Source organism: Mycobacterium sp. 852002-51057_SCH5723018, from assembly GCF_001667035.1.
GTDB lineage: Bacteria > Actinomycetota > Actinomycetes > Mycobacteriales > Mycobacteriaceae > Mycobacterium.
Window position 1 is genome coordinate 25,084 of the sequence record NZ_LZIR01000108.1, and the last position, 24,533, is coordinate 49,616.

A 24,533-nucleotide genomic window follows, 5' to 3' on the forward strand; every position below is an offset into this window, starting at 1 on the left:
TGGCCGCGACGGTGAGTCACGACAGAATCTGCTGCGCCCGTTCGAGTTCCGGCCAATGAGCGGCATCGGTGAAGCGCCTCACCACATCGGCCAACTGCGACCGGCTGCCCTCCCCGAAGATATCGAAAGAATCGATCAGACAGCGCAATTCGAACAACGTTGCGCCTTGGTGGCGTGCGCATTGAATCGCGTCGGCCAGCGCGGTGCGGCGTTCCTCCGGTTCGGCGAAGGTGTGCGCCCGCACGCGGAGCACCTCGGCGTCATAGAAGCGCATGCCCGTCTCTTGCGCATGGCGCAACGACATGTCCAGCCGCTCGCGTGCCTTCTCCGGCCGACCGGCTGCCACCAGCAGGCGTCCGATGACCCCGTCGTGAAAGGTCAGGTAGCTGTTAAGACTCATCCGGCGCGACGCGTCCACCCGGTGCGCCAACTTCTCGGCTTGCTCAGTCAGGGAAGCGGCGTCGGTACCCCCGGCAAGCGCGGCGAGCGCCTTGACGGTGGCGTGTTGGGTCCTGCCGACCCATTGCCACAGGTCGAGCCCCGACTGCTCGCTCAATTCGCGAAGGCGCGCCATCAGAGTGGCCGCCTTCTCAAGCTGCCTCGCCTCCAGCGAAACCCAGGTTTTCATGTAGAGCGTGTGCGCTCGGTTGTGGGCGTTTCGGGGAAAGCCCAGTTCGTCACAGCGGCGCAGCGCGTAGTCGAATTCCGCCTCGGCACATTCGAGGTGCCCGCCGAGCATATGCGTCAGGGCCAGGAAGGTGTGTGCTGTTGTGACCGGGTCGGGGGCAACCCAGAAGGCGGTTTCCAGCACCCGCGGATCGGCGGCCGAACGATTCTCCAGCGCCGTCAGCAGATGCTTCCGCGCGGTGCCGAAATTGCCCTCCAGCCAGCTGACCGAACCCAACGTCGACGCGATGGCCGTGTGATTCCAGGAGCGGGTGCTGGTCGTCCGGGTGGCCAGCGAGTCCAGCAGCCGGTGGGCGCGCCGCAAATCGGCCCGCGGTATGTAGTAGCTGACCAGCGCCCAGAGGGCGCTGAACAATTCGTCCTGATAGTTGCCGGCACTGGCCAGCGCCAGGCATCGCTGAAAATCAGCTGGCCCCTCACCGCTTTGGCTGCCCTGCACGGTGCCCGCCAAGAACCCACGCTCCAGCCGGAGTGCGATTTCCGTGCGGTCCCGCGTTGAGCCCGCCGCGCAGTGCGCTTGCTGCTCGAGCGCCGCGGTCAGGCAAGCGAGTGCCTCGTGGACAGCGCCGCGGCGACGCGCGCTGACCGTGGCCTTCCGGTACGCCTCGACGGCGTCGTCGTACTGGTGGGCTTGCGCGAAGTGGGCGGCGACCACCCGCCAGTCCGATTCGGCGGCCGTTGCCGTGTCGGCCAACGCCCGGGCGGCCCGGTTATGCAGGTAGCGGCGCAGCGATGGCGGGGCCAGCTCGGTCGCCACCTGCCGGAGCAGCTCGTGGCGGAACCGCCAGCCGTGGGTGCCGCTTCGTTCGAGGACGCGCGCCCGCACCAGCTCGGCGACGACGTCGTCGACATCGGCAGTGCGGTCTGCGGCCACCGACCGAAGCAGCTGCAGGTCACCGGCGCGCCCGATCACGGCCGCCGCCTCGACCACTGGCACGACGTCGGGGCGCGCATGCAATCGCGCGAACAGGGGCGCATACAGCGCCTCCGGCACCGCCGGTTCCTCGACGGCCGCGCGCATGCCCGCCACGACGTGCTCGATGTAGAGGGGGATCCCGTCGCACCGGTCGCGCACTTGGCCACGGCGGTCGCGCGACAACGTCGGGTCCAGGGCTTTGATCAAGGTGTCGGACTCTTGATCCGTGAGCGGCTTCAGCTCCAAAACCTCTGCCGCCCAATCCGTGTGAAACCAGTCCCCCTCACGCCCGGTCATCACCACCAGCTCTCGCCCGTCCGCGCGCGAGAGCAGCGAGCCGAGCAACTCCACGGTCGACGAGTCAAACCAGTGGACGTCTTCGGCGATGACCAGGCCCGGTTCGTGATGCAAGCACGACATCACGTACTGGTGCACCGTTTCCCCGATCAACTGATAGAGACCGCGGCCCTCCACGGCGGCCGGGCGATAACCATGCTCGGGTGCAATGCCCAGCACCGGCGCCAACAGTGGCACCGTGCGGGCCGGATCCAGCGAGCACGAGTTCAATTCGGACTCCAGCAGGCGCAGCCGCTCGGCGCCCTCGGTCAGCCGGGTGATCCCGCAGCGTCGTTCTATCAGCCTGCGCACCGGGTGCAGGCCGCTGTCGGTGTGTAACGGTGAGCCCCTGAGCTCAATGACGGCGCCGCCGGACTTCTCGACGATCTGGGCGATCTCGGTCGCGAGCCGCGTCTTGCCGATTCCCGGCTCGCCGCGCAGCACCACGCCCGGAGTGCTCAGCGTCCCCGCGCGGGCCAGGTCCCAGGCGTGCTGCAGCCGGTCCCGCTCACGGTCACGCCCGATCAGGGGAGGCGAGCCGGGTGGCGGCCCATCTGGTCGCTCACCGAGCACCAAAAGAGGGGTGATCGGTGCGTCGACGCCCTTGACCGTGACCGCCGAACGTGTGTGGAGTTCAAACGAGTCACGCAACAGCGGGGCGACGGCCTCGGAGACCACCACCGTGCCGGGCTCGGCCACACTGCACAGACGCGCGGTCAGATTGGCGGCGAACCCGTAGACGTCGTCCTGCTCGGTGTCGAGGTAAACCAGGCCGCGGTGCACGCCGACCCGTACGTCGATGGCCACGCCGAACGTGCGTTGGGCCCGCTGGCTGAGCCGCGTGACCGCGCGGGTGATATCCAGCGCTGCCGCGACGGCGCGACGGACGTCGTGCTCATGCGCCGTGGGGTGGCCGAACACGACCAACAACCCGTCGCCCTTGATCGAGCCGATGTGGCCTTCGTAGCGCTCGACGGCCCGGCGCACCTCCTCGCGGTATCGCCCGACCAGCGTGTGGTACGGCTCCGGATCTAGCCGGGTGGACAGCGCCGTGGATTCGACCAGGTCGGCGAACATGATGGTAAGCCGGCGTATCTCACCGTGGTGGGCCGGAGCGGCGAGAAGATCCTCGGCCTCGGGGTTGCCCCGGTCGACCGCAAGGACTTGCCCGGCCAACGACGTGGCGGTCGCGCGGTCACCCTCGTTGAGGGCCCGCACTGCGCGATCGAGCAAGTCGTCGATCGATTCACCGCTATCGCCAGGGCTCACATGCTCCTCCTGCCCGGGATTGGGACTTTACCCGGCGGACATCGTTCAGCGCATGTTGGCTGGGTCGCCGAATGGGCTCGGCTGAACGCGAATTGAGAACACGGCGACCGCCGGTTCGCCGGGACGCGCGCACCGGTAGCCGCCGCGGCGCAGCGCGTCGGTGGGGGCGGTCATCGGCTCAAAGCACACCACGTCTTTTTCGGGAGCCTTCTCGGGGTCCTCGGCGAGCGGCGCGAAGATCTGCGTCGCCGGGAATCCTCGCTCGAAATGCACTTCGATGCGTCGCCCGCCGCCGGACACCGCGAACACCGCCCCGTCGGCTACCTGGTCGTAGGCGTCGTCAAAAGCATTGCCGCCCAGGCGTTCTCGCTTGGCAGGCTGTTGTTCGGATTCGCCGGTGGGCAGGCCGCGGTCGTCGAGGCCCAGGTGCCGCAGCGGCGGCGTCTCGATGACCCAGTCGCTGCGGGCGACGTCGGGGAGGCGCAGGTAGGGGTGAAAGCCGAAGCACAGCGGTACCGCCAGGTCACCGGTCGCGGTCACCGTCGTCCGAACCGTCAACGTGCGCTCGGCCAGCCGCGCCGTCACCGCGAGAACGTGCGGGTACGGAAAGGTTGCCAGCAAGCGCGCGTCGGCGCCGAAATCGACCTCGGCGCTTAGTTCGTTTCCCGACTCCGCCGTGACCCTCCAGCCCGGATAGGCCGCCAGCGTGCCGTGGATGGGCAACCCGTTGGGGTCGGCACGCACACCGTTTTCGCCGGGCGTCAGGGCCACCGTCACGTTCTCCGCCGTATAGGTGTTGGCGCCCAACCGGTTCGCCCACGGGTACAGGATCGGGATTCCCATCGTCTTGGCCGCGGTCAGGTAGGCGTCCAGGCCGCGTCGCTGGCCCAAAAGCTCTGCGCCCGAGTCGGTCAGCGACGTGCCGATCATGCCGGCCTCGGGCACGAACTGCGCGGCCACCGGCGATGACGGGTCGGTCAGTGTGACAACATGCATGGCTCACCTCCATAGCGGGTCGTGTTGAATGCGTTCGGGCGGAGTGCCTTTGGCGATCAGGGCGGCCTTGGTGGCCTGGACCATCGCCGGTCCGCCGCAGATCAGGATCTGGCGGTCGCCCCAGCCGCCGTATCTGGCCACCACGTCGGGCAGCCGGCCGGTTTGGCGCACGTGCAGGCCGCGCGGCGGCGTGACGTCGGGGTAGTCGGCGGCCCACGGCGGGTCGCCGCCGTACTCCGAGACGGGCGAGACCGACAGCCACGGGTTGTGCTGCGCCACCTGCCACAGGGTGGGCAGGTCGTAGAGCTCGCAGCGGTAGCGGGCGCCGAAGAATAGGTGCACGCGCGGGTTCACCGCGTAGCGGCTGAGGTCCATGATCAGCGCCCGCAGTGGCGCCAGACCGGTGCTGCCGGCCACCATCAGCACGTCCCCGGCGTCGCGGTCGACCCGCAGGCCGCCGTGCGGGCTGGACAACCGCCACCGGTCGCCGGGCCGGGTCTCGTTGACGATGGCGGTGCTCACCAGGCCGCCCGGAACAAGGCGGATGTGGAACTCGATCCCGCCGTCCGGGTCGGCCGGAATCGCCGGGCTCAGGTAGCGCCACCGGCGCGGGCACTGCGGGACATGGACGTCGACGTACTGGCCGGGGTAGTAGTGCATCGGGCGGTCCAGCCGCAGCCGGACGACCGCCAAATCGCGCGAAACCCGGTTGTGTTCGATGACCGTTCCGTCCCACCAGGCCGGGCCCTCCTCGGCCTCGGCGGCCCCGCTCATCACCCCGGTGATCAGGTTGAGCGACTGATGGGCCGCTGCGTCGACGGCGTCGGTCCACGCCTCGCCCAGCCTGCCGCGCAAGGTCGCATACAACGCGCGCCGCAACGTGCCGTAGTGGCTTGGCTGCACGCCGAATTTGCGGTGGTCGCGCCCGAGCTGGGCCAGAAACGCCACCGGCTCCGCGGCGCGCTGGGCCACCAGCTCGCCGTAAACCCAGTGCAGCGCGTGGGCGAAAGCCGCCCGCTGAGCGTGCATTTCGGGCGGGAACAGGTCGCGCACCGAGACGTCGAGGGCGAACCAGTGGGTGTAGAACCGGTGGACGAGCTCGTCGGCCTTGCCGCGACCCGGGTCGTCCTGCCTAAAGGCGTCGCGCAGCACTTGCAGCGCATCGCGGTCCTCTAGGCTCACGGGCCCCGATTCTAGGCTCGGCGCCGACCCCGCAACCGCGCGATTCACCTCACGAACCCCATCCGCACCGAGAGTCACGCCAGAACCGTGGATAGGGAGGTTGGCTATTTTACATGTGTAAAACGGGACGTCGATCCAGGCCCCCGCGCCCGGGGGTGCGTCAAAATTGCTAGAGTTGAGCGGAACAGACTCAACCTTGACGGCGTTGAATAACGCGACAAGCATTTTCCAGACCACCTATTTGACCCCAAACGGAGATCTTCGTGGACTCTTTCAACCCGACCACCAAGACGCAGGCGGCCCTGACGTCGGCCCTGCAAGCGGCCTCGGCCGCCGGCAACCCCGAGATCAGGCCCGCTCACCTGCTGTTGGCGCTGCTGACACAGAACGACGGGATCGCCGCGCCGCTGCTGGAGGCTGTCGGCGTCGAGCCCGCCGCCATCCGCGCCGAAGTGCAGCGGATCCTGGACCGGCTGCCGCAGGCCAGCGGTGCCAGCTCGCAACCGCAGCTGTCGCGCGAATCCCTGGCGGCCATCACCACGGCTCAGCAACTGGCGACCGAGATGGACGACGAATACGTCTCCACCGAGCACCTGATGGTCGGGCTGGCCACCGGCGACTCCGACGTCGCCAAGCTGCTGACCGGGCACGGCGCGTCTCCGCAGGCGTTGCGGGAGGCGTTCGTCAAGGTCCGCGGCAGCGGGCGGGTCACCAGCCCGGAACCGGAGGCCACCTACCAGGCGCTGGAGAAGTACTCGACCGACCTGACGGCGCAGGCCCGCGAGGGCAAGCTCGACCCGGTCATCGGGCGGGACAACGAGATTCGCCGCGTCGTGCAGGTACTGTCCCGGCGCACCAAGAACAACCCGGTGCTGATCGGTGAGCCCGGCGTCGGCAAGACCGCGATCGTCGAGGGCCTGGCCCAGCGCATCGTGGCCGGCGACGTCCCGGAAAGCCTGCGCGACAAGACGATCGTCGCGCTCGACCTCGGTTCCATGGTGGCCGGATCGAAGTACCGCGGCGAGTTCGAGGAACGGCTCAAGGCCGTCCTCGACGACATCAAGAACTCGGCCGGTCAGATCATCACCTTCATCGACGAGCTGCACACCATCGTGGGCGCCGGCGCGACCGGCGAGGGCTCGATGGACGCCGGCAACATGATCAAGCCGATGCTGGCCCGCGGCGAGCTGCGGCTGGTCGGCGCCACCACGCTCGACGAGTACCGCAAGTACATCGAGAAGGACGCCGCGCTGGAGCGGCGGTTCCAGCAGGTGTTCGTCGGCGAGCCGTCGGTGGAGGACACCGTCGGCATCCTGCGCGGGCTGAAGGACCGCTACGAGGTGCACCACGGCGTGCGCATCACCGACTCCGCGCTGGTGGCCGCCGCGACGCTGTCCGACCGCTACATCACCGCGCGGTTCCTGCCGGACAAGGCCATCGACCTGGTGGACGAGGCGGCGTCGCGCTTGAGGATGGAGATCGACTCGCGCCCCGTCGAGATCGACGAGGTCGAGCGGCTGGTGCGCCGGCTGGAGATCGAAGAGATGGCGCTGTCCAAGGAAGAGGACGACGCGTCCAAGGAGCGGCTGGAGAAGCTGCGCGCCGAGCTGGCCGACAAGAAGGAGGAGCTCGCCGAGCTCACCACGCGGTGGCAGAACGAGAAGAACGTGATCGACATCGTCCGCGAGCTCAAGGAACAGCTGGAGACCCTGCGCGGCGAATCCGAGCGTGCCGAGCGCGACGGCGACCTGGCCAAGGCCGCCGAGCTGCGCTACGGGCGGATCCCCGAGGTGGAGAAGAAGCTGGACGCGGCGCTGCCGCAGGCGCAGGCGCGCGAGCAGGTGATGCTCAAGGAGGAGGTCGGACCCGACGACATCGCCGAGGTGGTGTCGGCGTGGACCGGCATTCCCGCCGGCCGGATGCTCGAAGGCGAAACCGCCAAGCTGCTGCGCATGGAAGACGAGCTGGGCAAGCGCGTCATCGGCCAACGGAAAGCGGTTACCGCCGTGTCCGACGCGGTGCGTCGGAGCAGGGCCGGGGTCGCCGACCCGAACCGGCCGACCGGCTCGTTCATGTTCCTGGGCCCCACGGGCGTCGGGAAGACGGAGCTGGCCAAGGCGCTGGCGGAATTCCTGTTCGACGACGAACGCGCGATGGTCCGCATCGACATGAGCGAGTACGGCGAGAAGCACTCGGTCGCCCGGCTCGTCGGTGCCCCTCCGGGCTACATCGGCTACGACCAGGGCGGTCAGCTCACCGAGGCGGTGCGCCGGCGCCCGTACACGGTGATCCTGTTCGACGAGATCGAGAAGGCCCACCCGGACGTGTTCGACGTGCTGCTGCAGGTGCTCGACGAGGGCCGGCTCACCGACGGGCAGGGCCGCACGGTCGACTTCCGCAACACCATCCTGATCCTGACGTCCAACCTCGGGTCGGGCGGCAGCGAGGAGCAGGTGATGGCCGCGGTGCGGTCGGCGTTCAAGCCAGAGTTCATCAACCGGCTCGACGACGTGATCATCTTCCACGGCCTCGAGCCCGGTGAGCTGGTGCAGATCGTCGACATCCAGTTGGCCCAGCTGCAGAAGCGGCTGGCCCAGCGTCGCCTGACACTGGAGGTGTCGCTGCCGGCCAAGCAGTGGCTGGCCCACCGCGGGTTCGATCCCGTCTACGGCGCGCGGCCGCTGCGACGGCTCGTGCAGCAGGCCATCGGTGACCAGCTGGCCAAGCTGTTGCTGGCGGGCGATGTGCACGACGGCGACACCGTTCCGGTGAACGTCAGCCCGGACGGCGACTCGCTGATTTTGGGCTGATCCATCTCGAGCGTCGACTTGTTGTCGGAATCTGCCCCTCCGAAACGCTCAACAAGTCGACGTTCGGGGTGCGCCTCGGTCAATGCGCGCTGTAACGGGGTTGTGACCTGCCGGGCTTCTGTGTTCCGGCCCTGTAGCAGATACCCTGTGTGGGATGGTCCCCCTTTGGTTCACGCTCTCCGCACTGTGCTTTGTCGGTGCCGGGGTGCTGCTCTACGTCGACGTCGATCGGCGTCGCGGGCGCAGCCGGCGCCGCAAGTCGTGGGCGCGGTCGCACGGCTTCGATTACGAGCGTGAGTCGACCGACATCCTGAAGCGCTGGAAGCGCGGCGTGATCTCCACGGTCGGCGACGTGGCGGCCCACAACGTGGTGCTGGGCCAGATCCGCGGCGAGGCGGTGTACATCTTCGACCTCGAGGAGGTCGCCACGGTGATCGCGCTGCACCGCAAGGTCGGCACCAACGTCGTGGTCGATTTGCGGCTCAAGGGCCTGAAAGAACCACGGGAGAGCGACATTTGGTTGCTGGGCGCGATCGGGCCGCGGATGGTGTACTCCACCAACCTGGACGCGGCCCGTCGGGCCTGCGACCGGCGCATGGTCACCTTTGCCCACACCGCGCCCGACTGCGCCGAGATCATGTGGAACGAGCAGAACTGGACGCTGGTCGCGATGCCGGTTTCGTCCACGCGCACGCAATGGGACGAGGGCCTGCGCACCGTGCGCCAGTTCAACGACCTGCTGCGGGTGCTGCCACCGGCGCCCCAGGAGACTCCGCAGGAGGCGGGAGCGCCTGCGGGGCTTCGCAGCGCCGCACCGAGCCGCCCCCTGGCCCCGGCGGCCCGCATGGAGTTGACCTCCAGGCGCCCGCAACAGGATGTGGCCGGGCTGCTGGGCGAGTCGGGCCGCCGCGCCCCCGAGCCGGTGCGCCGCGAGCAGCCGCGGTCCGAGGGCCGCACCGACGCGGTTCGCCGCCCGCCGCCGACCGGCCGCAACGGCCAGCAGGCCGGCAACTACCAGCGCTGACAGCGCGCCCAACGGGGAGCGGGACCGCTCGGACCCCGTCGTTAGACTGTCGCTCATGCCTCGCCCTGTAGCCCTGATCACCGGGCCCACGTCGGGGATCGGCGCCGGCTACGCGCGACGCTATGCGAGCGACGGCCACGACCTTGTCCTGGTCGCCCGCGACGTCGACCGGTTGAGGAAGCTGGCAGCCGAACTCGGGGGCGGCGGCGTCAGCGTCGAGATCCTGCCCGCCGACCTGGCCGACGCCGCCGACCGCGACAAGGTCACCCAGCGGCTCGCCGCGGGGGTGCGGGTCCTGGTGAACAACGCCGGCTTCGGCACCTCCGGCGACTTCTGGACGGCCGACCCCGCCCTGCTGCAGGCCCAGCTCGACGTCAACGTCACGGCGCTCATGCATTTCACCCGCGCTGCGCTGCCCGCCATGCTCGACGCCGGCGCCGGGACCGTCATCAACGTCGCCAGTGTGGCCGGGCTGGTGCCCGGACGCGGCTCCACCTATTCGGCGTCCAAGGCGTGGGTGATCGCGTTCAGCGAGGGCCTGGCCGTCGGCCTGCAGGGCACCGGCGTCGGCGTGCACGCCGTCTGCCCGGGGTACGTGCACACCGAATTCCATGCCCGCGCCGGCATCGACATGGCCAGGCTGCCGTCGTTCCTGTGGCTCGAGGTCGACGACGTGGTCGACCGGAGCCTGGCCGACGTCGCCGCCGGCAAGGCGATCAGCGTTCCCGGCGTGCAGTACAAGGTTCTCGTCGCCGCCGGGCGGATCATGCCTCGGGGCCTGGCGCGCGCCGCCACCAAGCGAGTCGGCGGCGGTCGTGGGCGGACCTGATCGCGAGGAGCTCGCGCAGCTGGTGCGACGGCTCTCGGTGGTGTACGGCCGCGTCACGCTGTCGTCGGGCAAGGAGGCCGATTACTACGTCGACCTGCGCCGCGCCACCCTGCACCACCGGGCCTCGGCGCTGATCGGCACGCTGATGCGCGAACTCACCGCCGACTGGGACTACGTGGTGGTCGGGGGCCTGACCCTGGGCGCCGACCCGGTCGCGACGGCCGTCATGCACGCGCCCGGGCGCCCGATCGACGCGTTCGTCGTGCGCAAGTCCGCCAAAACCCATGGCCTGCAACGCCTTATCGAAGGATCCGAGGTGTCCGGCAAGCGGGTCCTGGTGGTGGAGGACACCAGCACCACCGGCGCCTCGGCGCTGACGGCGGTGCACGCCGTCCAGGACGCGGGCGGCGACGTCATCGGCGTGGCCACCGTGGTGGACCGCGACACCGGCGCCGCCGAGGCCATCCAGGCCGAGGGACTGTTGTACCGCAGCGTGCTGGGCCTGGCCGACCTGGGCCTGGGTTAGGCCGCATTGCGCCGTTTGATCGCGTTCATCGCCTGCCTGGCCGTGGGCCTGGTGGGGTGTTCGGGCTCCAACCGCCCCGTTCGGCCCTACGGCGCCCAGGGCGCGCGCATCGGCGAGTCGCTGGCGCTGCTGGGCTGGAACATGTCGGTGTCGAACCTGCGCTGGGACGGCGATTATGTGCTGATCGACGTGGACGCGTCGCCGGCGGATCCCCATGCGCCGCACGCGAAACCCGAGGACATCCGCTTCGGGCTCTACGGCGCGCTGGCGCACCCGCTGGAGGCCGGCGGCCTGGGCAGCTGCGATAACGCCGCGGCAAGCGTGCACGACGTCAAGAACCCGCTGTCGGCGCCGCCGGACCGGCTCACCGGTGCGGTTTGCCTTGGGCCGCTGAAAGATCGAAGCCAGGTGCGCGGGGTGTACAGCTACTCGCCGCGCGACCGCATCCCGAACAGCTCGTCGGCCTACCCGGTGGCGTTTCCGGTGGGCTTGCTGCCGACCAACGCCAACGACACCGGCCTGGTGGTCAAGACCGTCAGTCTGTCGGCGTGGCGCGCCGACGGCACCCCGGTGACCAAGGCGCAGCTCGGCGACCCCGCGGCGTTCACCGGCAACGGCTACATGCTGCTGGGCCTGGAAGCCGACGCCCTCGCGGCGCGGTATCGCGACGACTCCGCCGCCCGCGGCGGCCCGATGATGCTGCTCGCGTCGCCGACCGTGCCGGGCCGGGGGTTGAACCCGGCCTGCGCGACGTACGGGTCGTCGGTGCTGATCCTGCCCGACGCGTCGCAGGACTCGGTGCACGTCAGCGCGTCGCTGTGCACCCAGGGCGAGATCAACGAGGCGCTGCTGTACGCGACCGTGGCGGTCGACGGTACCCACGCCGGTGTGTGGACGCAGCGATGACCGAACCCGGGCCCACCGAGTGGGGGACACCGTCCGGCGGCGTCGGCCCATGGCCGGGCGACCTTCCCGACGACCCTCGGTATGACCGAAACCTGTTGCGCGACGGCGACACTCGCAACGTCGTCGACGCCTACCGGTACTGGACGCGGGAAGCGATCATCGCCGACATCGACCGGCGCCGGCACCCCCTGCACGTGGCGATCGAGAACTTCGGCCACGACGCCAACATCGGCTCGGTGGTGCGCACGGCCAACGCCTTCGCGGTGGACACCGTGCACATCGTCGGGCGGCGGCGCTGGAACCGCCGCGGCGCCATGGTGACCGACCGCTACCAGCGGCTGTGCCATCACGACAGCACCGCCGCGCTGCTCGACTTCGCGGCCGGCGCCGGTTTGACCGTCGTCGCGGTCGACAACGTGCCCGGTGCGGCGCGCCTGGAGGAGACCGCGCTGCCGCGCGAGTGCCTGATGGTGTTCGGTCAGGAGGGCCCCGGCATCACCGACGACATCCGCGCCGGCGCGGCGTTCACGGTGTCGATCGCCCAATTCGGTTCGACCCGAAGCATCAACGCCGGCGTCGCCGCCGGGATCGCGATGCACGCGTGGATCCGCCGGCACGGGGACCTGTCACGCGCCTGGTAAGCGCCGTTCACCGCAATGAGTGTGCGTTGACGGCTTTCGGTGTGAATTGCCGGCGGGGATTTCGGCCTATTTCGCACCCAGGCTTCACACCGAAATCCCGGGGCGCACACTTGCTTCGGCTTGCCCTCCCGCCACGGAAATTTCCAGGGTTTGGCCGAACTCCCCGCGGGCGAGGGCGTGCGCTTACTTTGAATGGGTGCGCGACGTGCTTGCCGAGCTGATAAAGATCTGGCGTGCCGGGGACATCGCGGGGCTCGGGACGGTGGTGCGAACCTTCCGGTCCGCGCCCCGGCCGCCGGGCGCCTCGATGGTGGTGGCGCCGGACGGTTCAGTGACGGGCTCGGTGTCGGGCGGCTGCGTGGAGGGCGCCGTGTACGAGCTAGCCGCCGAGGTTGCGAAGACGGGGACGCCGCGGCTGGAACGGTACGGCGTCAGCGACGGCGACGCGTTCGCGGTCGGGCTCACCTGCGGCGGCGTCATCGACATCTTCGTCGAGTCGATATCGCGGGCGACGTTTCCCGGGCTCGACGCCCTCGCCGACGACATCGGCGAGCATCGCCCGGTCGCGGTCGCCACCGTCATCGCCCACCCCGACGCCGACCGGGTAGGGCGCCGGGTCGTCGTGCGGCCGGACACGGTGGCGGGATCGCTTGGTTCGGCGCGCGCCGACGCCGCGGTCGCCGACGACGCGCGCGGCCTGTTGGCGGTGGGCCGCAGCGAGGTCATCGAGTACGGCCCCGACGGCCAGCGGCTGGGCGAAGGCATGGAGGTCTTCGTGTCCAGCTATGCGCCGCGCCCGCGGATGCTGGTGTTCGGTGCCATCGACTTCGCGGCGGCCCTGGCGCAGCAGGGGTCGTTCCTCGGCTACCGGGTCACCGTCTGCGACGCCCGCGCGGTGTTCGCCACGCCGGTGCGCTTCCCGACCGCCGACCACGTCGTCGTCGACTGGCCGCACCGCTACCTCGCCGCGCAGGCCGAAGCGGGCGCCATCGACCGGAACACGGTGATCTGCGTGCTCACCCACGATCCGAAATTCGACGTGCCGGTGCTCGAGGTGGCGCTGCGGCTCGGCGTCGGGTACGTGGGCGCGATGGGGTCACGCCGCACGCACGACGACCGGATGGACCGGCTGCGCGCCGCGGGGCTGAGCGACGACGCGCTGAGCCGGCTGTCCAGCCCCATCGGCTTGGACCTGGGCGCCCGCACCCCGGAGGAGACGGCGGTGTCGATCGCCGCCGACATCATCGCCAAGCGCTGGGGCGGCGGGGGCCGGCCCCTGACGCAGACCGCGGGCCGAATCCACCACGATGTGCGGGACCCGACTCTACGGCCGTAGTGACGGCCGTACTCTGATCCGCAACGCGTTCATCGGCCGCACACGAGAGGACCCACCGCATGAAGATCGCCAACCAGTTCACCGTCAGCGCACCCATCGAGCAGGCCTGGGACGTGCTGTGCGACCTGGAGCAGGTGATCCCGCTGATGCCGGGAGCCCAGCTGACCGGCCACGAGGGCGACGACTACCTCGGCAAGGTCAAGGTCAAGGTGGGGCCGGTGACCAGCGAGTTCAGTGGCAAGGTGCGCTTCGTCGAGCTGGACCGCGAAAAGCATCGGGCGGTCATCGACGGCAAAGGCAAGGAATCGCGGGGCACCGGCAATGCGGCCGCGACGGTCACCGCCCAGCTGCACGAGGATGGGGACCGCACCAGCGTCACCGTCGACACCGACCTGAAGATCGCCGGCAAGCTGGCCCAGTTCGGCAGCGGGATGCTGCAGCAGGTTTCGGAGAAGCTGCTGGGCCAATTCGTGGAATCGCTCGAGGCCGAGCTGGCCGCGCAGAGCGCTGCGAGTCCAGCGACCCCGGCGAGCCCCGCGGCACCATTCGATATGGCGGCCGCGGCCGCCGCTGCCGAGCCGGAGCCCATCGACCTGCTGAACCTCGCCGGCGGCGGGCAGCTCAAGAAGTACGGTCCGGCCGCGCTGGCCGTGCTCGCCGCGCTGGTGCTGGGTTGGGTACTGGGCCGCAGAAGGTAGCTGTCTCCGAGCACCCCGGCCTTGGCTTGCCATAGCGCCGTAGCGGGTACCAGAGGTGCGTGGAAATCGCCACCGAAACCGACTTCGCCTGGGAGCAACCATCGGGCCGACGACGCGGATCGCACCAATGGCTGGTGCTGGCCGTCATCGGCGTCGCGCAATTGATGGTGGTGCTCGACACCACCATCGTCAACATAGCGTTGCCTTCCGCGCAGGCGGCCCTGCATTTCGGCACCGAGAGTAGGCAGTGGATCATCACCGCCTATTCCCTTTCCTTCGGCAGCCTGTTGCTGCTCGGCGGGCGCCTCTCCGATATCGTCGGGCGCCGCCGCACGCTGCTGGTCGGCTTGCTCGGGTTCGCCTTCGCCTCAGCGGTTGGTGGTGCGTCGAGTGGCTTTGCGATGCTGGCGATCGCGCGAGCCCTCCAGGGTGTCTTCGCAGCGGTGCTGGCCCCGGCGGCCCTGTCCACTCTCAACGTCACTTTCACCGACGCCAAGCAGCGCGGCAAGGCACTCGCCGTGTATGGCGCGATTGCCGGCGGCGGCGCTGTCGTCGGGCTGCTGCTCGGCGGCGCGCTCACCGAATGGCTGTCGTGGCGATGGTGCCTTTATGTGAACTTGATCTTCGCGATCGTCGCCGCCGCCGGCGTGCTGGTTTTCGTTGCGGCCCGAGACGACCGCGGCAGCGTGGTCCGGCTCGACTGGCCCGGCGTCATCACCGGCTCGGCAGGCCTGTTCTGCTTGGTCTATGGCCTATCCAACGCCGAAACGGACAGTTGGAGCGCGCCGCTGACCATTGTGATGTTCATCGGTAGTGGCCTGCTGCTTGTTGCGTTCGGGGTGATCGAGACACGAGCGGCCGCCCCGCTGCTGCCGCTGCGGATTGTCATGGACCGCAACCGCGTTGGCGCATATCTGGCCATCATGATCGCCTTCTGCAGCATGTTCAGCGCCTTCCTGTTCCTGACGTACTACGCCCAGCAGAACCTGGGCTACAGCCCGCTGAGGACGGGCGTGGCGTTCCTGCCGCTGGCCGGGGGCGTTGCGGTGGCGGCCGCCGTGGCCAACGCCCGATTGATCCCGAAGCTGGGTCCGCGACGTGTGGTCCCGCCCGGGATGCTCATCGCCGCTTTTGGCATGTTTTTGCTGGCCCACCTGGATATTCACTCGACCTATGCGGGCAACGTGCTCGGCCCGCTCCTGCTCCTTGGGGTGGGCATGGGGCTGACTTTCGCTCCGGCAATCGCCACCGCAACCGCCGGCGTCACCGATGCGGACGCCGGAGTGGCCTCGGCGATGGTGAACACCAGCCAGCAGATCGGTGGTGCCATTGGAACGGCCGCGCTTTCAACGATTTTCGCATCGGCCCTCAGCCACTATATGACCAGTCATAGGTCGCCGAGCCCCGCCCTGCGAGCCGCGGCCGCGATCCACGGCTACACCGTCGCGTTCGGCGTCAGCTGCGCCTTGTTCGTGGCCGGCGCGGGGGTTACCACGCTGCTGCTGCGGGGGACGCCCGTCGGCGATGAATCGGATGAATCGGGCCGACCGAAGTCCGCGGCACCGGGCGCAACCGCCCGCATCATCCCCAGGCAAATACTCGATCTCAAGCGACAGATCGCGCGCTTGGAAGCTGAAAACCACTACCTCGCCAACGAATTGAGATCGCGGCGCCCGAAGGAGCGCCCGAAGACGCAGCCCCGGCCGGCATCGCACCCACGCCGCGCCAAGCCAATAGCATTGGGCCCCAGTCTGTTTGGGATAGTGGCGGGAATTGCGGTGATTTTGGTCGCAATCATGGCGGCAACGTCGCATCGATCGCACTCGTACGATGAGGTCGTGCGGAGCTGTGTTGCCAAAACAAAAGCGCAGGTCGAGCATTATCGGCCCGGCGCACTCAACCAACTGGCCAACCTGCGCGACTGCGAATCCGTCAACCGACGTTAGCTCGGTGCGCTGCGCCGGCTAATCCGGCATCGCCCCGATGAGCCGCTCGGTCGTCAGCGGAAGTGACCGAACCCGCACACCAAGCGCATCGTAGACCGCGTTGGCGATCGCGGCGGCTGTCGGGCCTTGGGCGCACTCGCCGATGCCGAGCGGCGGATTGCCCTGGCCGCCAACGAGTTCCACCTCGACCGCGGGCACCTCGGAGAACCGCAGGATCGGGTAGGTCTCCCAGGTGTCGCTGGTGACGTTGAAGCGGTCGAAACGCACCCGCTCCTTGAGCGTCCAGCTGGTGGCCTGCACGGCGCCGCCCTCGATCTGGTTGGCCGCGCCGTCGGGATTGATGATCAGCCCCGCGTCCACCGCGATGACCAGCCGGCGCACCCGGACCTCCTCGACCGCCTCGACCTCCGCGACCACCGCGCAGTAGGCGGCCGAATTCTTGTACCGCGCATACCCAACGCCATGACCGACCGAATCGCCCCGCGTCCGGTCCGCCCAGCCGGCCCGCACCGCCGCCGCCTGCAGCACCGCCCGCCCGCGCGGATCCGACAGGTGCGCCAACCGGAACTCGACCGGATCGCGGCCCGCGGCCGCCGCCAGCTCATCCATAAACGACTCCGCCGCAAAGACATTGACGAACGCGCCCAGCGAACGCAGCGCCGAGGTGCGCAGCGGCATCTCGGTCAGCAGGTGGTTGATCACCCGGTAGGACGGAAAGTCATAGCCCGGCACTGAGTTTCGCCCGGCGCCACCTCCCCACTGCACGGGCGGCTCGCCGCCGGCCCGGATCGGCTCACCGCCGGCGCGTTCACTGGCCGCCAGCAACGCGTTGGTCGGCGTCGTCCCGGGGCGGCCCATGTAGCTGCCGCTGAAGATCTCGTGGTGCCAGCCCAGGACGGCGCCGTCGTCGCCGCAATCGGCGGCGATCTCGACGACGGCGGCGGGCCCGAGCGGCGCCCACGCCAGTTCGTCGGGGCGCGACCAGACCAGGTGCACCGGCCGGCCGGGCACCGCGCGCGCCAGCAACGCCGCGTCCATCGCGGCGTCGTCGGCGCCGTTGTGCCCGTAGCACCCGGCCCCTTCGACGTGGCGGACCACCACCCGTTCGACCGAAAGGCCAAGCGCGGCGGCCAGTTCCCGTCGCAGCGCGTGCACACCCTGGCTGTGCGACCAGACCTCCAGGCGGCCGTCGTCGGACCAGAGCGCCGCCGCCGACGAAGGGCCGATCGACCCGTGCGCCAGATAGGGCCGGTGGTAGCGGGCCGAGTGTGACCGCGCTGGCCCCGGCAAACCGGCGGCCTCCTTGGCCGCGAGCACCGAGGTCTCGGCCGCGGCCGACACCAGAAATGCGGGCAGATCGTTTTCGTCCGGCAGCGTCGGCCGCTCGTCCCAGGCGGCGTCGCGGCGCAGCCGCTCGGCGGCGCGCACCGCGACCTCCTCGCGGTCGGCCACCACCCCGAGGAATTCGCCGTCGCGCACCACGGTGATCACCCCGGGCAACGCCAGCGTGGGCCTGGTGTCCAAAGCGTCTGGATCACGCAGCTTTGCGCCGCGCGACGGTGGGCGAACCACCCGCCCGTACAGCTGGCCGTCCAGTTCCAGGTCGTGCAGGAAGCGCGGCCGCCCGGTGAGCTTGTCGGGCAGGTCGAGCCGCGCGACGGCGGTGCCGACCACCGCGTAGTCCGACTCCGGCTTGGGCGCGGCCTCCCCGTCGGCCGGCCGGTCCAGCAGCGTGTCGTCGGCCAGCTCCCAGTAGCTGGTGGCCAATTTCTCCGGCCCGCCCGGTCCGATGATGTCGCCGTCCGCGACGTCCAGCTCGTCGGGCGCCACGGCCAGTTTGGCCGCCGCGGCGTCGAGGTAGATCGCCCGCGCCTCGGCGCAGGCCTGGCGCAGCGCCGCGCCCGACTGCTGGATGGACCGGCTGCCGGCGGTGAAGCCCTCGTCGGGGCTGCGGTCGGTGGCCGCGGCGATCATCCGCACGCGGTCGACGTCGACGTCGAGCTCCTCGGCGGCGATCTGCGCCAGCGCCGTCAACACGCCCTGACCCAGCTCCACCTTGCCCGAGCGCACCTCGATCACGCCGTCGGAGGTGATCCGAACCCATTCGCCGAGAACGGGATTGGCGGCCAGCGACTCCGGCAGGTCAGGCATCGGCGGATCCCCGCATCTCGGCCGCGGCGTTCAGCACCGCCGCGACCACCCGATTGTGCGAGCCGCAACGACACAGGTTGGGGTCCAGCGTGGCGCGGACCTCGGCCTCGGTCGGGTCGGGTTTGGCGTCCAGCAGCGCCGCGGCCGCCACCACGATGCCCGACATGCAATACCCGCACTGCGCCGCCTGCCCGGCGATCAGGGCGCGGGCCACCGGGTGCGGCTGCCCGTCGGCGCCCAGCCCTTCGACCGTGCGGATCGACTTGCCGGCCACCGACCACAGCGGGGTGTCACACGAGTAGATGGGCCGGCCGTCGGCCAGCACGAAACACGCGCCGCACAACCCCACCCCGCAGCCGAACCGCGTGCCCTTCAGTCTCAGGTGGTTGCGCAGCACGTACAGCAGCGGTGTGTCGTCTTCGGCGCGAACCTGGTGCCGCCGGCCATTGACGTCCAGATCTGTCAAAGTCCTGTCTTCTGTCACGGGCTCCAGCATCCTCCGGCCGCCCGCATGCGGCAGGATCGACAGGTATGGATCAGCTGTGGGTCAACCGGGCGGCCAGCTCCGAAGCCGCTGTCGCGCAAAGGCACTTCAAGCGGCTGTGGGCGCTGCCGGGCACCCAGCTGGGGGTGGTGGCGTGGCCGGCGGCCCGGCGCGACCGGTTGTTCGGCACCTGGCACTACTGGTGGCAGGCGCACCTGCTGGATTGCCTGGTCGACGCGCAGTTGCGCGATCCGCGGCCGGACCGGCGCGCCAGGATAAACCGGCAGGTCCGGACGCACCGGCTGCGCAACAACTTCCGGTGGACCAACAGCTACTACGACGACATGGCGTGGCTGGCGCTGGCGCTGGAACGCGCCGACCGGCTGGCCGGCGTCACGCGGCGGCGGGCGCTGCCCAAGCTCACCGAGCAGTTCGTCAACGCGTGGGTGCCCGAGGACGGCGGCGGCATCCCGTGGCGCAAGCAGGACCAGTTCTTCAACGCCCCGGCCAACGGCCCGGCCGGCATTTTCCTGGCCCGCTATCCCGCCAGTGGGGATCGGCTCAAGCGGGCCGAGCAGATGGGCGATTGGATCGACCGCACCCTGATCGACCCGGAGACGCACCTGGTGTTCGACGGTATCAAGGCCGGCTCGCTGGTCCGCGCGCAGTACAGCTACTGCCAGGGCGTGGTGCTCGGCCTGGAGACCGAGCTGGCAGCGCGCACCGGCGCGGAAGTCAGGGCCCGGCACGCGGCGCGGGTGCACCGCCTGGTCGCGGCCGTCGGCGAGCGCATGGCGCCGTCGGGGGTACTGCGTGGCGCCGGCGGCGGGGACGGCGGCCTGTTCGGCGGCATCACCGCGCGGTACCTCGCGCTGGTCGCGACCGCGCTGCCCGGCGACTCCGCCGACGACGCCGTGGCCCGCGACACCGCCCGCACCATCGTGCTGGCCAGCGCGAAATCGGCGTGGGACAACCGGCAGACGGTCGACGGGCTGCCCCTGTTCGGCGCGTTCTGGGACCGCGACGCCGAACTGCCCCCGCAGAAGTCCGGGGCCGGCCAGGAGGCGCAGTTCGTCGAGGGTGCGGTCAACGCCTCGGCGATCGCCGAACGCGACCTGTCGGTGCAGCTTTCGGGGTGGATGCTGATGGAGGCCGCCTGTAACGTCACCGCCGTGAGCGAGACGAAATGACCGGACCCGGCAGCTGGACCCCCGATGACGAAACGCTGGCCGCGGCCAACCTCACCCGCTTCATGGCCTGGCTGGCCGAGACCGGGCGCGGCCAGTACGGCGACTATCACCAACTCCTGCGCAAGTCGGTGGAGGACATCGACTGGTTCTGGGACGCCGTCTGGAACTTCTTCGACATCCGGGCCGACAGCCGGCCGACCGCGGTGCTCGGCAACCGCGCCATGCCCGGCGCCGAGTGGTTTCCCGGCGCCACCATCAACTACGCCACCGAGGTGTTCCGGCGCGCCACCGACGAGCGCCCCGCGCTGATCGTCGTGGGCGAGGACGGCTCGAGCGAGTGGTCGTGGGCGCGGCTGCAGCGTGAGACCGCGGCGTTCGCGGCCTACCTGCGCGGGCTGGGCGTCCAGCCCGGCGACGCGGTCGTCGGCTACCTCCCGAACGTCCCCGAGGCCGTCGTCGCCACCCTGGCCGCGGCCTGCGTGGGTGCGATCTGGGCGGTGTGCAATCAGGACGTGTCCGTCGACGGTGTGATAGCCAGATTGGGTCAGGTGCAGCCCGCCGTGCTGGTGGCCACCGACGGATCGGTGTACGGCGGCAAGCGCATTGATCGCCGCGGCGAGCTGGCCACGATTCGGGGGGCGATGCCCACGCTGCGGGCCACCGTGGTCGTGCCGCGGCTCGGCGCGGACCCCGACGACGACACCGTGGCATGGGCGACGGCGGTCGCCGACGAGGCCGACCTCGACATCACTGCCGTCCCCTTCACGCACCCGCTCTGGGTGATGTTCTCGTCCGGAACCACCGGGAAGCCGAAGGGCATCGTGCACGGGCACGGCGGCGTCGTGCTGGAGCACCTGAAGTACCTGAGCCTGCAACTGGACCTGCACCCCGGCGACCGGTTCCTGTGGTACTCGTCCACCAGCTGGATGATGTGGAACCTGCTGGTGTCGGGGCTGTTGGCCGACGCCACCATCGTGCTCTACGACGGCAGCCCAACGCATTTGGGCACCGACGGCCTGTGGCGGGTCGCCGCCGAGGCCGGCGTCACGGTGCTCGGTGCCGGCGCCGGCTACCTATTGGCTTGTGCGAAGGAGCAATTGAAGCCCGGCGCGTCCTACCCGCTGGACGCGGTGCGCGCGGTGGGTTCGACGGGTTCGCCGCTGCCCGCCTCGGGGTTCCGCTGGGTGCACGAGGGGCTCGGCCGTTCGGTGCCGGTGATCTCGATGAGCGGCGGCACCGACGTCTGCACGGCCTTCATCGGCGGCTGCCCGATCCTGCCGGTGGAGGCGGGCGAGCTGTCGAGCATCTGCCTGGGCGCGGCCATCGAATCCTGGTCCGGCGAGGGGAATGCGGTCATCGGGCAAGAGGGCGAACTGGTGATCACCAAGCCGATGCCGTCGATGCCGGTGTTCTTCTGGAACGACGACGACGGCAGCCGTTACCGCGCCGCCTACTTCGACAAGTACCCAGGCGTGTGGTGTCACGGAGACTGGATCACCATCACCGACCGCGGATCGGTGGTGGTACACGGCCGTTCGGACGCCACCCTGAACCGGATGGGCGTTCGGATGGGCAGCGCCGAAATCTACAACGCGGTAGAGGGCATGCCCGAGGTGCGCGACTGCCTGGTGGTGGGCGTCGAGCAGGACGACGGCGGCTATTGGATGCCGCTGTTCGTGGCTCTCGACGAGGGCGTGACCCTCGACGACGAACTGCGGTCGAGGATCGCGGCGGCCATTCGCCAGCACGCCTCGCCGCGGCACGTGCCCGACGACGTGCTCGAGGTTCCGGGCATCCCGCGCACGCTGACCGGCAAGCGGCTGGAAATCCCGATCAAGCGGATCCTGCTCGGCGCGGCCCCGGGTGAGGCGGTGCAGCAGAGTTCGATCGACCGGCCGGAGCTGCTAGACGCTTTCGTTGCGTACCGCAGAAGTCGCGTCTGAGTCGGGCTCCTGGTTGGCCGAGCGAGCGGCGCGGCGGCGACCCTGGAACCCGCGCCACGCCGCGATCATGGCCGGCAGCAGGGAAACGACCAGGATGCCCAGGATGATCTTTTCCAGATTCTGGTGCACGAACGGCACGGTGCCCAGGAAGTAGCCCGCCAGTGTCGCGCCGCCGCCCCAGGCGATGCCGCCGACGATATCGAACCCCAGGAACACCGGGTAGCGCATGTAGGACACCCCGGCGACCACCGGGACGAACGTCCGCACGAACGGCGCGAACCGGGCCAGGATGACCGCCCACGGCCCGTACTTCTCGAAGAACGCGTGCGACTCGCTCACGTAGTGCTTCTTGAAGAACCTCGAGTCTTCCTTCTTGAACAGCGCCGGCCCGATCCGCCGCCCGATGAAGTAGCCGGTTTGGTCGCCCAGGATCGCGACCACCGCGACCGCGGGGGCCAGCACCCAGATGCTCGCCGGCGGGTTCGGGTGCGCGGCCAGCAGCCCGCCGGTGAACAGCAGCGATTCGCCGGGCAGCAGCGGAAACAGCAGCCCGGTCTCGATGAAGACGATGACCAGGATGCCGGGCAGGACCGCGGAGCCGAAGACGCCGTTGGCGCCCAGCCAGTACATCGGGTCGAGGATGTCCGGCAGGGCCGTCACGGCGGTGCTCACGGTGTCTCAACATACCGGTGTTGCGATACTTGGTAGGCCGAGTCGCCAGGAGGAACGCATGCCCATCGCAACGCCCGAGGTCTACGCCGAGATGCTGCGACGCGCCAAGGAGAATTCCTACGCCTTCCCGGCCATCAACTGCACGTCCTCGGAGACGGTCAACGCCGCCATCAAGGGCTTCGCCGACGCCGGCAGCGACGGCATCATCCAGTTCTCCACCGGTGGTGCGGAGTTCGCCTCCGGCCTCGGGGTCAAGGACATGGTGGCCGGAGCGGTGGCGTTGGCCAAGTTCACCCGCAGCATCGCCGCCCGATACCCGGTCAACGTCGCGCTGCATACCGACCACTGCCCCAAGGACAAGCTGGACACCTACGTGCGGCCGCTGCTGGCGATCTCGGGCGAGCGGGTGGCCGCCGGCAAGGACCCGCTGTTCGGATCCCACATGTGGGACGGCTCCGCGGTGCCGATCGAGGAAAACCTGGCCATCGCCCGGGAGCTGCTCAAGGAGGCTGCGGCCGCCAAGATCATCCTCGAGGTCGAGATCGGCGTGGTGGGGGGCGAGGAGGACGGCGTCGCCAACGAGATCAACGACAAGCTCTACTCCACCCCGGAGGACTTCGAGAGGACCGTCGACGCGCTGGGGCACGGCGAGCACGGCAAGTACCTGCTGGCCGCGACGTTCGGCAACGTCCACGGCGTCTACAAGCCCGGCAACGTCAAGCTGCGCCCCGACGTGCTGGCCCAGGGCCAGCAGGTGGCGGCGGCCAAGCTGGGTTTGCCGGAGGACGCCAAGCCGTTCGACTTCGTGTTCCACGGCGGTTCGGGCTCGCTGAAGTCTGAGATCGAGGAGGCGCTGCGCTACGGCGTGGTGAAGATGAACGTCGACACCGACACCCAGTACGCCTTCACCCGCCCGATCGCGGGTCACATGTTCACCAACTACGACGGCGTGCTCAAGGTCGACGGCGAGGTGGGCGTCAAGAAGGCCTACGACCCGCGCGGCTACCTCAAGAAGGCCGAGGCCTCGATGACCGAGCGCGTCGTGCAGGCCTGCAACGACCTGCACTGCGCCGGAAAGTCGGTGAGCTCGGTCTAGCCGCGCCGCCAGGTCCGAACATGCGACTGGCTGCACACTCGGCAGCGGGTTAGCCGCTGGGCGACTGGCAGATCTTCCACTGGTCGTCGCGGTACTGCAGGTCGAGGCTGCGGGTCGAGCGGAGCGACGGGTCGTAGGCCATGAACGTGGTGATGTTCGCCTCGGCGTGCTGGCCGTTGACGACGACCTGGTCGATGCTGGCGATCACCGGATACTGCTTGGCCGCCGACACCCGCTGGTAGGTCTCCTGCCACGCGTGTTCGTCGTAGTCGACGTACCCGTCGCGGGCGGTCCCGCAGGTGATGGTGCGCAGCGCGGTCAGATCGCCCCGCTGCACGGCGACGTCGTACTGGGAGATGGTGTGCCGAACCTGGTCTTCCTCAGAGGCTTTCGGGTGTTTACTGCGGGTCAGCAGCACGGTGCCCAGGATCGCGATCGCCGCCAGCGCAAGCACGATCACCACGATCGCCAGCACCCAGCCCCAGTTGAATTGCCGCGACGTACGTAGCTTCGCGCCCAGCCGCGGCGGAATCGACTGCGGCACAGCGGCTTTGGAAGGAATGCCGAACTGTTGGGTCGCGCCGTCGGCTCCCGGCGGCGAGGCGAAGACTTCGGTGGCCGGCTCCTGCGGAGTGGCGATGATCGCCGTCTCCTTCGCGTCGAAACCGGGTGCGGTGAAACGACGTTCGCGCTGCTGGCCTCCGGCCGGCTCGGGATCGCTGCGCGGGTCGGCCTTGTTGATCACCACGGTCTCTGTCTCGGCGTCCCTGGGCACCATCGGGACCTCTTCGGCCGGCTCGACGGCCCGCTCGTCGCCCGGCTCGCCGCGGGATTCCTGTGGATCGAACTCAGGCCCGGGTGCATTAGGCATGGGTGAAGCTTAGCGACCCGGCAC

General features: G+C 69.6%; 19 protein-coding genes. 12 read left to right on the forward strand and 7 right to left on the reverse strand.

The window, feature by feature from the left end; genetic code table 11:
• Positions 1–16 precede the first annotated feature (16 nt).
• Genes A5764_RS21615 through A5764_RS21625 form a run of 3 tightly spaced genes read right to left on the reverse strand, consistent with a single transcriptional unit; the run spans position 17 to position 5,386 of the window.
• Positions 17–3,208, reverse strand: coding sequence for an adenylate/guanylate cyclase domain-containing protein (locus A5764_RS21615; protein ID WP_067116942.1), 3,192 nt, complete (start codon positions 3,206–3,208; stop codon positions 17–19).
• 45 nt (positions 3,209–3,253) lie between these two features.
• Positions 3,254–4,204: an aldose 1-epimerase gene (locus tag A5764_RS21620; RefSeq protein ID WP_067116945.1), complete on the reverse strand. Its 951-nt coding sequence runs from the start codon at positions 4,202–4,204 to the stop codon at positions 3,254–3,256.
• 3 nt (positions 4,205–4,207) lie between these two features.
• Entirely contained in the window at positions 4,208–5,386 is a 1,179-nt protein-coding gene (locus tag A5764_RS21625; protein ID WP_067116947.1) for an FAD-binding oxidoreductase, read from the reverse strand.
• Between the two features lie 263 nt (positions 5,387–5,649).
• On the opposite strand from A5764_RS21625, the gene clpB reads away from it, so the two are divergent.
• From clpB to A5764_RS21670, 9 genes are all read left to right on the forward strand, one after another.
• Positions 5,650–8,196: an ATP-dependent chaperone ClpB gene (gene clpB, locus A5764_RS21630; protein ID WP_067116949.1), complete on the forward strand. Its 2,547-nt coding sequence runs from the start codon at positions 5,650–5,652 to the stop codon at positions 8,194–8,196.
• A 154-nt stretch (positions 8,197–8,350) separates the two neighbouring features.
• Entirely contained in the window at positions 8,351–9,220 is an 870-nt protein-coding gene (gene ttfA, locus A5764_RS21635) for a trehalose monomycolate transport factor TtfA (RefSeq protein WP_067116950.1), read from the forward strand.
• A 55-nt stretch (positions 9,221–9,275) separates the two neighbouring features.
• Positions 9,276–10,049 carry an SDR family oxidoreductase gene (locus A5764_RS21640; RefSeq protein ID WP_067116955.1) on the forward strand — a complete coding sequence of 258 codons (774 nt, stop codon included), beginning with the start codon at positions 9,276–9,278 and terminating at the stop codon, positions 10,047–10,049.
• Complete coding sequence (gene pyrE, locus A5764_RS21645) at positions 10,036–10,575, forward strand: orotate phosphoribosyltransferase (protein WP_067116958.1); 540 nt, start codon at positions 10,036–10,038, stop codon at positions 10,573–10,575. The genes A5764_RS21640 and pyrE overlap by 14 nt, the downstream gene beginning before the upstream one ends.
• Positions 10,576–10,581: 6 nt before the next feature.
• Entirely contained in the window at positions 10,582–11,481 is a 900-nt protein-coding gene (locus A5764_RS21650) for a hypothetical protein (RefSeq protein ID WP_067116961.1), read from the forward strand.
• The gene (locus tag A5764_RS21655) at positions 11,478–12,122 is read left to right on the forward strand and encodes an RNA methyltransferase (RefSeq protein ID WP_067116964.1); all 645 of its coding nucleotides are present in this window, start codon (positions 11,478–11,480) and stop codon (positions 12,120–12,122) included. Before A5764_RS21650 ends, A5764_RS21655 begins: the two co-directional genes overlap by 4 nt.
• Positions 12,123–12,318: 196 nt before the next feature.
• Entirely contained in the window at positions 12,319–13,458 is a 1,140-nt protein-coding gene (locus A5764_RS21660) for an XdhC family protein (RefSeq protein ID WP_067116968.1), read from the forward strand.
• Positions 13,459–13,517: 59 nt separating this feature from the next.
• Positions 13,518–14,156: an SRPBCC family protein gene (locus tag A5764_RS21665; RefSeq protein WP_067116971.1), complete on the forward strand. Its 639-nt coding sequence runs from the start codon at positions 13,518–13,520 to the stop codon at positions 14,154–14,156.
• 134 nt (positions 14,157–14,290) lie between these two features.
• Positions 14,291–16,102: an MFS transporter gene (locus tag A5764_RS21670; protein WP_231989781.1), complete on the forward strand. Its 1,812-nt coding sequence runs from the start codon at positions 14,291–14,293 to the stop codon at positions 16,100–16,102.
• A gap of 18 nt (positions 16,103–16,120) precedes the next feature.
• On the opposite strand, the gene A5764_RS21675 is transcribed toward A5764_RS21670, so the two are convergent.
• Both A5764_RS21675 and A5764_RS21680 read right to left on the reverse strand, forming a co-directional pair.
• Positions 16,121–18,253, reverse strand: coding sequence for a molybdopterin cofactor-binding domain-containing protein (locus tag A5764_RS21675; RefSeq protein WP_067116977.1), 2,133 nt, complete (start codon positions 18,251–18,253; stop codon positions 16,121–16,123).
• Positions 18,246–18,737, reverse strand: a complete 492-nt coding sequence (locus tag A5764_RS21680) for a (2Fe-2S)-binding protein (RefSeq protein WP_197501664.1) — start codon at positions 18,735–18,737, stop codon at positions 18,246–18,248. Before A5764_RS21680 ends, A5764_RS21675 begins: the two co-directional genes overlap by 8 nt.
• 47 nt (positions 18,738–18,784) lie before the next feature.
• Here A5764_RS21680 and A5764_RS21685 point away from each other — a divergent pair, with 47 nt between their 5' ends.
• Both A5764_RS21685 and A5764_RS21690 read left to right on the forward strand, forming a co-directional pair.
• Positions 18,785–19,927 carry a glycoside hydrolase family 76 protein gene (locus tag A5764_RS21685; protein WP_067116982.1) on the forward strand — a complete coding sequence of 381 codons (1,143 nt, stop codon included), beginning with the start codon at positions 18,785–18,787 and terminating at the stop codon, positions 19,925–19,927.
• Positions 19,924–21,870, forward strand: a complete 1,947-nt coding sequence (locus A5764_RS21690) for an acetoacetate--CoA ligase (RefSeq protein WP_067116984.1) — start codon at positions 19,924–19,926, stop codon at positions 21,868–21,870. Before A5764_RS21685 ends, A5764_RS21690 begins: the two co-directional genes overlap by 4 nt.
• Here the strand turns inward: A5764_RS21690 and A5764_RS21695 are convergent.
• Complete coding sequence (locus A5764_RS21695) at positions 21,832–22,542, reverse strand: VTT domain-containing protein (protein ID WP_067116986.1); 711 nt, start codon at positions 22,540–22,542, stop codon at positions 21,832–21,834. The genes A5764_RS21690 and A5764_RS21695 overlap by 39 nt on opposite strands.
• Before the next feature lie 58 nt (positions 22,543–22,600).
• On the opposite strand from A5764_RS21695, the gene fbaA reads away from it, so the two are divergent.
• On the forward strand, positions 22,601–23,638 hold the full coding sequence (fbaA, locus tag A5764_RS21700; protein WP_067116989.1) for a class II fructose-bisphosphate aldolase: 1,038 nt from the start codon (positions 22,601–22,603) through the stop codon (positions 23,636–23,638).
• A 49-nt stretch (positions 23,639–23,687) separates the two neighbouring features.
• Here the strand turns inward: fbaA and A5764_RS21705 are convergent, their stop codons facing one another.
• Entirely contained in the window at positions 23,688–24,509 is an 822-nt protein-coding gene (locus tag A5764_RS21705; RefSeq protein WP_067116991.1) for a hypothetical protein, read from the reverse strand.
• Between the last annotated feature and the right edge of the window lie 24 nt (positions 24,510–24,533).